Origin of the sequence: Photobacterium kasasachensis, assembly GCF_050336885.1 — a bacterium.
Classification (GTDB): Bacteria; Pseudomonadota; Gammaproteobacteria; order Enterobacterales; family Vibrionaceae; genus Photobacterium; species Photobacterium kasasachensis.
This window is the reverse complement of record NZ_JAKJSH010000046.1, coordinates 1-9355: the sequence shown is the minus strand read 5'-3', so window position 1 is coordinate 9355 and position 9355 is coordinate 1. Positions and strand designations below refer to the sequence as shown.

At 43.6% G+C, this 9355-nt stretch carries 7 protein-coding genes and 1 pseudogene; all 8 read left to right on the top strand.

Annotated elements, in window-relative coordinates; genetic code table 11:
* Positions 1-1241: 1241 nt before the first annotated feature.
* Entirely contained in the window at positions 1242-1607 is a 366-nt protein-coding gene (locus L4D19_RS29855) for a DUF6404 family protein (protein WP_428455409.1), read from the top strand.
* Positions 1608-1754: 147 nt separating this feature from the next.
* Positions 1755-2033 carry a hypothetical protein gene (locus L4D19_RS29850; protein WP_203533991.1) on the top strand — a complete coding sequence of 93 codons (279 nt, stop codon included), beginning with the start codon at positions 1755-1757 and terminating at the stop codon, positions 2031-2033.
* A 135-nt stretch (positions 2034-2168) separates the two neighbouring features.
* Complete coding sequence (locus L4D19_RS29845; protein WP_428455408.1) at positions 2169-2681, top strand: hypothetical protein; 513 nt, start codon at positions 2169-2171, stop codon at positions 2679-2681.
* Between the two features lie 168 nt (positions 2682-2849).
* Positions 2850-3347 (top strand): hypothetical protein, encoded by a 498-nt coding sequence (locus L4D19_RS29840; protein ID WP_428455407.1) that lies wholly within the window; start codon positions 2850-2852, stop codon positions 3345-3347.
* Between the two features lie 601 nt (positions 3348-3948).
* Positions 3949-4572 carry a DUF6988 family protein gene (locus tag L4D19_RS29835; RefSeq protein ID WP_428455406.1) on the top strand — a complete coding sequence of 208 codons (624 nt, stop codon included), beginning with the start codon at positions 3949-3951 and terminating at the stop codon, positions 4570-4572.
* Between the two features lie 274 nt (positions 4573-4846).
* Complete coding sequence (locus L4D19_RS29830; protein ID WP_428455405.1) at positions 4847-5107, top strand: hypothetical protein; 261 nt, start codon at positions 4847-4849, stop codon at positions 5105-5107.
* Positions 5108-6260: 1153 nt separating this feature from the next.
* Positions 6261-6803: pseudogene (locus L4D19_RS29825) on the top strand (CbrC family protein).
* A 168-nt stretch (positions 6804-6971) separates the two neighbouring features.
* Complete coding sequence (locus L4D19_RS29820) at positions 6972-7301, top strand: hypothetical protein (protein WP_428455404.1); 330 nt, start codon at positions 6972-6974, stop codon at positions 7299-7301.
* Positions 7302-9355 lie beyond the last annotated feature (2054 nt).

Genomic DNA, 9355 nt, shown 5'->3' with positions numbered 1-9355 from the left:
AGTGTAGCTGGCTTTAAGTTGCTGTTAGTAATCATGTTCCGTTAATATTCATGTATGCTGTATCCCATGGCTGGCGGCGAAGAATGCTGAAAGTTCATCGGCCAAGCAGTGATTTCATATGTGGAAATGCCTAACAAAGCAATCAAGGTGACCCGTTACACTCGGCGGTTTTGGTATGAAGCTTGGCGTGTTTTGCTGGTTTTGTGTGGGGCACCTTATTGCAAGCGTTAGGCATGGGAAAAGCCTGCTTTATGATCTGGCCGTAACAGCATCGCTCAAGAACGGGAAATCTTAGGCCATTCGTTCATTGTAGGGCTGCCCTTATAGTTCTGGGAAGCGCAAGTTGAACCGTTCTTTGCTGCCTCAGACGGTGGCAATAAACATTCATAGTTTCCTCGATGCATTGCTGTGAAAGGCCTGTCTTCAACTTAACCAATCTGCTTGGTGAAGCAGCCTCGATTAGCATCTCATCAGGATGTCATGTAAATGTATTTGGCTTTAAGATGCTGATAGTATTAGTGTTACTTGAGATTTAGTGCATACTGTATCCCATGGTTGGCAGCGAACTGCGCTGAGAGTTCGACGGCCAAGTAGGAATTTCACATGTGGAAATGCCTAACAAAGCAATTAAGGTGACCCACTACACTCGGCAGTTTTGGTTTGAAGTTCGATGCGCTTGGTAAGTTGGCCGTGGGGCACCTTATCGCAGGCGTTAGGCATGAGAAAAGCCTGCTTTTGGATCTGGTCGTAACCTCATCGCCCAAGAACGGGAAATCTTAGATCATTCGTTCATCGTAGGGCTGTCCTTAACGTTCGGAGAAATGCAGGTTGTTCTGTTCTTTGTTGCCTCTGACGATGGCAATATATATTTCTAGCTTCTTCGATACACCGCTGTGAAAGGCTTGTCGTTTACTTAACCCATCAGTTCAGTGATGCAGCCTCGATTAGCTCCTAACCAGGCTGTCATGCAAATGTAGTTGGCTTTAAGGTGTTGATAGTTATTATATCCCGTGAGGATTAGTGAGTGCTGTATCGCACGGTTGGTGCCGGAGTACGCTGAGAGTTCGGCGGCCAAGTAGCATTATCACAAGTGGAAATGCCTAACAAAGCAATCAAGGTGACCCGTTACACTCGGCAGTTTTGGTTTGGAGTTCAGTGTGTTTTGTTAGTTTGGTGAGGGGCACCTTATTGCAGGCGTTAGGTTTCTCTGCGGGAAAAATCGAATTCGAGGATTCTGGATCATGGATTATGAAACGAAGCTACAACTTGCACACAAAGAATTAAGTGACAAAGGTGTTTGGAAGTCGAACTACAATCCTCCACTTGTAAAGTTGTTACGTAAACTAGGACTATGTTTTCCACCGCCTTATTATCAGAGCTTTTTCGCAAACGTTATGCTTTGTGTGGCTTTCTTTGCTCCTGTTTGGGGAATCTTCCAATGGTTTCTTGTGTGGGACGAGCTAGGCAAACCAGTTTTAGAAGCGGTTTATATCTCGTTACTTACTGGCGCATTGTTTGGTTTAGTTATGGCAACCTTCTACTACATTAGGCGCAAGCAATTAAATCTAACAGATTGGGTTCATTGGAAGAATAAGCCCAAAACCTAACAAACTGTTCAAGAGGGATTCGCAACGCGTGGCATTTTCACTATGCGTTGGTTTTAGTGTTTAAGGTGGTTTGCAGAGGCATCGGTATTGCGTTGCTCACCCCTTAACAGGGCGTTAGGCGACCTTTTAGGTAATTAAGGAGTAATAATGAAATATAGATTAGGTTTGAGAGAAATTACTGTAGCTGATGTAAATGCAGAATGTCCATTTATGCCAGAACCAGAAGATTACCAAATGCATGTGGCTGCTTTCGCTGATGACTTTAATCTGCTCGAGATTGTTGAAAGTGCTGTCGTTGAAAATAATAGTGTGATCATCAATTTAGCTGAGGGAGTTGACATTGAGCAACTACGACAAGCAGGTATTTCAATACATCAAAACTACTGGGACAAGCTACGAACAACAGGGTTTGAAAAGATCGCCTAACAATCTGTTTAAGAGCGATTCGCAACGCTTGGCATTTTTGCTATGCGTTGCGTTTAGTGTTTAAGGTGGTATGCGGCAGCATTGGTATTGCGTTGCTCACACCTTAACAGAGCGTTATGCGTTTACGAGGAAATTATGACATCAGAAGTACAAAATTGGTTATCAGGTAAATTAGAAAACACGAGACTTGATGACGGTGTTACATATACAGCTATCGCAGACTTTTGCGTAATGTGGGCTGTGTTTGAGGGGACTGAGTTGGCAGATGCTGATTCTGCTGTTGATGAACTCGCTTATGTAGCTTGTCGGTTAGTTAAAGACCACATTGATTTTTCTGAAGAATTGGCGTTTTGGTCGAATCGATATATTGAAGAAGGTGCAACGAATAAGCCATTCGATAAACTAGGCTTTACTCATAAACCGCACGTTAAACTAGTGTCGGATGTATTGTTGGGCAATCAAACAGATGCACTAAAAGTAGCTCACGCAATATTGTTGATAGTTTATCGACTCAGAAATAACTTGTTCCACGGAAACAAGGATATTACTCAGATCCATAATCAAGTAACCAACTTAGATATGGCATCTAAGGCATTGATAAATGTTGCTACAGTCAGTGGAAGGTATGTCTTTTTGAACAACGCATAACAATCTGTTTAAGAGTGATTCGCAACGCTTGGCATTTTTACTATGCGTTGGTTTTAGTGATTAAGGTGGTATGCGGCAGTTTCGGTATTGCGTTGCTCACACCTTAACAGGGCGTTATGTGTAAAATCTAGTTTGAATTTGTCAATAAGTTAAAGTGAGATTGCATTAATGAATGATATTTTGTGCAAAGTTATATATTTCGACCAACATTTAGTCCTCAAGAAAAGTTTATACGCGCAAGTGTCTCATGACGAACTAAGTGTTGTTTTTAGTACTAAGGAAAATGTACTTTGTCATCCGTACATTTATTTTCGTCCCATCAATGTGACTGATGTTTTCAAAGAATATGAATTTTCAGAGCTAATATTTGAATGTTACGAAGGGCAGGTCAATGTTGTTTCGCAGTCTATTGAAGAAAAAGACGAAGAAGTTCATATAGTCACACGTTATTTTATGCCGCACGATGACGAGTTCGGTAGCCTGCTAGGGAATAAATTTATATATCAAACAGACTATTACACTTTTGAATATCAGATCGAAAGTTCTCTAGTGCCTCTCGACAGAATATGTACTCCTCATAACCCGTTAGGTTTATCAATTGAAGGTACTCTTAAGTGTTGGGTAGCTGAAGAGCCTTTGGATACATATCTTTCTCTATACAAATGAGCATGGTTTTACACATAACAAAGCAATCAAGGTGACCCGTTACACTCGGCGGTTTTGGTATGGAGTTTGGTGTGCTTTGTTAGTTTAGTGCGGGGCACCTTATTGCAGGCGTTAGGCATGGGAAAAGCCTGCTTTATGATCTGGTCTTAACAGCATCGCTCAAGAACGGGAAATCTTAGGCCATTCGTTCATTGTAGGGCAGCCCTTAAAGTTCTGGGAAGCGCAAGTTGAACCGTTCTTTGCTGCCTCAGACGGTGGCAATAAACATTCATAGTTTCCTCGATGCATTGTTGTGAAAGGCCTGTCTTCAACTTAACCAATCTGCTTGGTGAAGCAGCCTCGATTAGCATCTCATCAGGATGTCATATAAATGTATCTGGCTTTAAGATGCTGATAGTATTAGTGTTACTTGAGATTTAGTGCATGCTGTATCCCATGGTTGGCAGCGGACTGCGCTGAGAGTTCGTCGGCCAAGTAGGAATTTCACATGTGGAAATGCCTAACAAAGCAATCAAGGTGACCCGTTACACTCGGCGGTTTTGGTATGAAGTTAGGTGTACTTTGTTAGTGCAGTGTGGGGCACCTTATTGCAGGCGTTAGCATGCAAGGGATAAAATCGATGCAAATGATTTTTGATACTAGAGAACACTTGGAAATTGTTTGGAGAATATCTGAACAAATCGAGGTGAAGTCAGTTGGCTATAACGAAACGATTAGTGCGATGCTTTTTGTATCTATAAACCATTGCGATGCATTGCAATTACTGTGTGAGAAAAAGAACTTTGCATCGGCTTTCGCTCTTATGCGTCCAACTATAGAAAATACTATGAGAGCTGCGTGGTTGCGCAATATAGCTACAGAAGCTCAGTCCAACAGAGCCTTATATAAAGACAAGTGGCCAAAAATTTGGGAGTTGATTGAACTCGTCGAACAGAAAACTGGCCAGACAAAACTGTTTTCAAGGCTTTGGTCCGATGTTAAGAATTTTTCTCATGACTTTACTCATGGTGGTATTCAGCTTGCAAATAGGCAAATAGCTCCAAACGGTATAATCACGCCAAATATTCCAGATGACGAGGTACGCTTATTACTTCGGCTGTCGGTAGTCGTGTCAGTGTATGCTCTTGGCGAGCTAATTGAATTAGCAAATGAAAAAAGAGCTAAACCACTTTATGAAAAGCTTGTAAATCAGGCAACGGAGCGCATGTTTGGGCAATCATGCTAACAAACAATTCAACAGTGATTCGCAACGCTTGGCGCTCTCACTTCGGGTTGAGTTAAGTGTATACGGCGCAGTGGTTTAGTTCAGTGCATGCGTTGCTCACACGTTAATTGGGCGTTATGAGTTAGCGGAATATGTTGAAGGTGTCATAATACGGGCAGCATTGGCGTGAGATTCAAGAGTTTGCAGATTCCACTATAGTTGTTTTGAATGTCTTAATTGTAACTTAGCTTCTGCTTACGAATTCACGCCTCCTAAACAATAGACGATTAAATACATGAATAAAATTGAGGAAGAAGAACTAGTTGTCGTACCCGTACCGGCATTAGTTGCTGTGCTACTAAACAAAGAGAAAGAAAAAGGCTCTCTCTTGACCGAGGATGAGGTACTGAAAGTACTTGATAATGCTGACTCTATTGTTATGCCACGGCATGCTTTGGAAAAAGTTGAGCAATCTAGAGGTTACATTGACATAGACCCCGAACATGCTTGGGAAGAATGGAAATCGATCCGTAGTAGTCTTCACAAAAACTCATAACAAAGCAATCAAGGTGACCTGTTACACTCGGCGGTTTTGGTATGAAGTTCGGTGCGTTTTGTTGGTTCAGTGTGGGGCACCTTATTGCAGGCGTTATGGCGCAAAAGCGTACAGGCAACGTGGCAGTCGCTTCATCATAACTGAGTCGTGCTTAGCTGCTAGCAATCCGTAGTTTTCCAAGCCTGTTATGGTGTGGGGTGTTTGCAATGAAACCCGCCTCAGTCGGTATCTGTCCGCGGCACGCTCGATTGTAGTGTTGTGCTCGTTGTATTTTTTCTTCATGCACCGATTAACATCGATAGGTGAGGGCAATCCTTTTCATGTAGGTTTTTAATTTAGCCTTAAGCCCATTCTTCTCCTGAGTAAATTTTGCTCAGATTCCTGCCAAAAGGCTCAGGATAAAGTTGTAGCTACCTGAAACAAATCACAAAATTGCGATCTCTCAACTTCCCATTTACTAAGTAATGTTTGATGCCTTAATCATATGGCAGGTAAATGATCCTGTTCGGCGGTAGCGTGCCTGATGTTTGTCTTGGACTCCTTGAGCGCGCCATAACAAAGCAATCAAGGTGACCCGTTTCACTCGGCGGTTTTGGTATGGAGTTCGTTGCGCTTGGTTAGTTTAGTGCGGGGCACCTTATCGCAGGCGTTAGGCATGGAAAAGCCTGCTTTATGACTTGGTCGTAACCACGTCGCCCAAGAACGGGAACTCTTTGGCTATTTGTTCATCGTAGGGCTGTTCTTAAAGTTCTGGGGAAATGCAGGTTGATTCGTTCTTTGCTGCCTCAGACCATGGCAATAGAAATTCATAGTTCCTTCGATACACCGCTGTGAAAGGTTTGTCGTTAACTTGACCCATTAGCCTGGTAATGCAGCCTTGATTAGCACCTCATTAGGATGTCATGCAGATGTAGCTGGCTTTAAGGTGTTGATAGTCATCATGTCTTGTGAAGGTTCGTGGATGCTGTATCCCATGGTTAGCGGTGGATCATGCTGAGAGTTTGCCGGCCAAGTAGTAATGTCACATGTGGAAATGCCTAACAAAGCAATCAAGGTGACCCGTTACACTCGGCGGTTTTGGTATGAAGTTTGTTGTGCTTTGCTAGTTCAGCGTGGGGCACCTTATCGCAGGCGTTACACCTAAAGGAGAAATATGAAACTTCCTCAATTTAAATATCATCCATTTCCATTAAAAACTGGTGCAATAGAAACATCTGAGAATGAATGTAAGTGCTGTGGAAAGCAAACTGGATACATTTATACAGGGCCTGTTTACACGGAAGAAGAACTGGATGAATGTATTTGTCCTTGGTGTATTGCCGATGGTTCTGCAAGCAAAAAATTTTATGCTGAATTTACTGATTCTGATGGTATTGGTGATTATGGTTCATGGGACAGTGTGTCTGAGGAAGTTGTTCTTGAGGTTTCTACGAGAACTCCCGGTTTTTGTGGCTGGCAACAAGAACGGTGGTGGACACATTGCCATGACGCGGGTGAGTTTTTAGGTGCAGCCGGAACAAGTTAAGTACTGGAAATTGGTGGTGAGCTTATTGATGCCTTAAAAGCTGACACTCGATTAGAAGGTGCTGAGTGGAACAGTTTCTGTTCATCTTTATCAAAAAATGATTCTCCTACAGCATATATATTTCGCTGTACCAAATGTGGAGTATATGGCGGGTATGTCGATTGCGATTAAGGTGTAACAAGGCCATCAAGTTGACGCGTTTTACTCGGCGGTTTTGGTTTGGAGTTCAGTGCGCTTGGTGAGTTTACCGTGGCGCAACTTATGGCTGGCGTTATGTTCATGGGGCGCTGATTACCAATTAAAAAGCAGTGTTTTAAATATAGCTAGAGGGGTTAGGCTTTGGAACTAAGTTATGAACAAGCTCAAGTAACGATTAAGCGACTTCACAGTAATCCCAAAAATTGGGAGTTAAAAGAGTTTAAGCAAGCGTATTTCGTTTTAACAGGTCAAAGAAAAGTATTATCGGAAGATAAAGCAAAACAAATCTTTGAGGAATGGGTTGGTTCTGCTACTAGATACCAAAGGTTGGATTTCGCATTGGCACTTTTATTACTTTCAGGAGATTGGTTTAAGCCAAAGTCTAGCTCGAAGATGTCACAACAAGTCAAAGTCAGATATGCATCAGGTGACTTGAGAACTTGTTCAAGTCCGTTGGCTTATAAAAAATGAACATAACAAGGCCATCAAGTGTGACGCATGACACTCGGCAGTTTTGGTTTGGAGTTCAGTTGGATTGGTAAGTTCAGTGGGGCGCACCTTATGGCAGGCGTTAGGCATGATAAAAGCCTGCTTTTTGATCTGGTCGTAACCATGTCGCCCAAGAACGGGAATTCTTAGGCCATTCGTTCATTGCATGGCTGTACTTTAAGGGAGTGGAAATGCAAGTTGCTCCGTTCTTTGCTGCCTCAGACGATGGCAATAAGCGTTCCTAGTTTCCTCGTTGCACCGCAGTTAAAGGCTTGTCGACAACTCAACCTGTCAGTCTGGTAATGCAGCCTCAATTAACATCTCATAAGTTAGTCATGCAAGTTTAGCTGGCTTTAACATGTTGAAAGTATTTATGTTACGTTAAGATTCTTTGTTGCTGTATCCCAAAGCAGGCGGCGGACTGCGCTGAGAGTTGGTCGGTCAAGTAGGAATGCCGCAAGTGGAAATGCCTAACAAAGCAATCAAGGTGACCCATTACACTCGGCGGTTTTGGTATGAAGTTCGGTGTGCTTTGCTGGTTCAGTGCGGGGCACCTTATTGCAGGCGTTAGGCATGGGAAAAGCCTGCTTATTGAACTGGTCGTAACCGCATCGCTCAAGAACGGGAAATCTTAGGCCACTCGTTCATCGTAAGGCTGTCCTTAAAGATCTGGGAATGCAGGTTGCTACGTTCTTTGCTGCCTCAGGCGATGGCAATAAGCGTTCCTAGTTTCCTCGTTGCACCGCAGTGAAAGGCTTGTCGACAACTCAACCTGTCAGCCTGGTGATGCAGCCTCAATTAACACCTCGTAAGGTTGTCATGCAAGTTTGGCTGGCTTTAAGGTGTTGAAAGTATTTATGTTACGTTAAGATTCATTGTTGCTGTATCCCATGGTTGGCGGCGGACTGCGCTGAGAGTTGGCCGATCAAGTAGGAATTTTACATGTGGAAATGCCTAACAAGGCAATCAAGGTGACCCGTTACACTCGGCGGTTTTGGTAYGAAGCTTGGTGCGCTTTACTGGTTYAGTGCGGGGCACCTTATYGCAGGCGTTAGGCATGGGAAAAGCCTGCTTTTGGATCTGGTCGTAACCCCATCGCCCAAGAACGGGAAATCTTAGGCCACTCGTTCACCGTAGGGCTGTCCGTAATGTTCGGGGAAATGCAGGTTGTTCCGTTCTTTGTTGCCATTGACGATGGCAATATACATTCCTAGCTTCTTCGATACACCGCTGTGAAAGGCATGTCGTTTACTTAACCCTTCCGTTCAGTGATGCAGCCTCGATTAGCTCCTCATCAGGCTGTCATGCAAATGTAGCTGGCTTTAAGGTGTTGATAGTTTACATGTCTCGTGAATATTCGTGTGTGCTGTATCCCATGGTTGGCGCCGAAGCGCGCTGAGAGTTCGACGGCTAGGTAGGGAAGCCACAAGTGGAAATGCCTAACAAAGCAATCAAGGTGACCCGTTACACTTGGCGGTTTTGGTATGAAGTTCAGTGTGCTTTGCTAGTTTAGGGTGGGGCACCTTATTGCAGGCGTTATGCACCTAGAGCCAAGATTTTCAATGGTAGATAGTTCATCGCTCATTTCCACGATTTCTCTGGCCATTCGTTCAGCGAAAGGCTGCCTGAAAGTCCGGAGATAAGCAGGTTGTTGCTTTCTTTGCTGCCTTTGCTGCCTTTGATTCTGGCAATGCAACACCGAATTACAACGTTGCTCAGCTGTGAAAGTGCTGGCGAATTTCTTTGACTATTGGTCTGGTGCAGCAGCCAAGCTTCTCCGTATCAGGTTGTCATGCAAGATGGTTTGGCTCAAATAGTTGAAAGTAAATCGCAATTAGCAGAGCCTGTGTTTGTTGCTTGTATGTCGCAGATTCATCATGCATGGAAGGATTTTCGGCCAAGTATGATCGTATTAATGGATGGAGTTGCATAACAAAGGTATCAAGGTGACTTGTTTGACTCGGCATTTTTGGTTTGAAGTTTAGTGGGTTTGGTGAGTTCCTCGTGGCGCACCTTATCCCAGGCGTTAGGCATGG

Coding starts and splice junctions, on each gene's coding strand:
- L4D19_RS29855 (WP_428455409.1), top strand. CDS start 1,242: ATGGATTATGAAACGAAGCTACAACTTGCACACAAAGAATTAAGTGAC.
- L4D19_RS29830 (WP_428455405.1), top strand. CDS start 4,847: ATGAATAAAATTGAGGAAGAAGAACTAGTTGTCGTACCCGTACCGGCA.
- L4D19_RS29835 (WP_428455406.1), top strand. CDS start 3,949: ATGCAAGGGATAAAATCGATGCAAATGATTTTTGATACTAGAGAACAC.
- L4D19_RS29845 (WP_428455408.1), top strand. CDS start 2,169: ATGACATCAGAAGTACAAAATTGGTTATCAGGTAAATTAGAAAACACG.
- L4D19_RS29840 (WP_428455407.1), top strand. CDS start 2,850: ATGAATGATATTTTGTGCAAAGTTATATATTTCGACCAACATTTAGTC.
- L4D19_RS29850 (WP_203533991.1), top strand. CDS start 1,755: ATGAAATATAGATTAGGTTTGAGAGAAATTACTGTAGCTGATGTAAAT.